Annotated in this window: 1 protein-coding gene; it reads right to left on the bottom strand. The window is 39.8% G+C overall.

The genetic code is table 11. The annotated features are described in order from the left end of the window. Positions 1-104 precede the first annotated feature (104 nt). The coding region (locus tag AC4GME_RS17225) for a sensor histidine kinase (RefSeq protein ID WP_490379880.1) at positions 105-1140 on the bottom strand (1036 nt) is incomplete at its 5' end.

Below are 1140 nucleotides of genomic sequence, written 5' to 3'. Positions count from 1 at the left end.
ATCTCATTCTCTTCCTGCAAAAGAAGCGACATTCCTTTGCGTAACAAAACGTGATCATCAACTAACAAGATTTTAATCAATTTATTATCGTCATTATTTTGCATTTATTGCGTTTCCATCCCAATAACTGGTAGTGTCATCATCACAGTACAACCTTTTTGGGGTTTAGAATTAATTAACAGCTGCCCCCCTATATCCATCATCCGCTCTTGAATACTAAATAAACCAAATCCGCCATCTACACTAACGTTTCCAGCCAGCTCCTCCGCCATAAATCCAATTCCATCATCTTTAACTGTAATCATATAGCTCCCTGATTTTTCTTCGAGGGTTACCACAACCGCAGTCGCCTTTGCGTGTTTAATCACATTGACGAGTAATTCACGGACATTTCGAAACAAAATGGATCTAAGATCAAGACTGACAAAATCTATTTTGAATCGCTCAATGATCTCAACCTCAAGACCATGGCTCTGCTTGCAGGATTGTTCTTTCCACTCAGTGATGGCGGCAGCTAAGCCAAGTTCATTTAATGATGGGGAGCTGATTTCAAAAATAAGATGGCGGGTATCTTGAATGACAGTTAATATCAATTTAGAACAGTGATGGACTAATTCTGCTGTTTTTTTGTCATTCGGCAAACGTTTTAGCACCGCAGCTAATTGCAGTCGCGTTAATGCTAGCGATTGACCAACATTATCGTGTAAATCAGCGGCAATATGGCGCCGTTCTTGCTCCTCTACAAGGGCTAATTGTAGCGCTAATGATTTTAAACGCTGCTGATAATTAATCAGTTTCTGTTCAATTTCTTTTCGCTCGCTAACATCTTGCATAGTACCAAATAAGCGAATCACCTCTCCTTTGTCATTGCACTCAACGTCCGCAATAACATGAACAATGCACAACGAGCCATCTGTTTTAATCACTCTGAATTCGTATCCCCCCCCATTATGAGATTGCAACCATTTAGAATTATTTTCCTCAATAGCTTGATGATCATCAGGATGAACTGACTGCATTACTTTTTGGTAAGTGAGCTCTGTGCCGCTAGGAATGCCAAATATCCGATATATTTCTTCAGAACAAGTTAGATTATTGTTACCAAGATCCCATTCCCAATAGCCTAAACGGGCGATCTTT

This window comes from Psychromonas sp. (genome assembly GCF_983033635.1).
The sequence above is the reverse complement of the archived record's forward strand: the minus strand, read 5'-3'. Positions and strand labels throughout refer to the sequence as shown.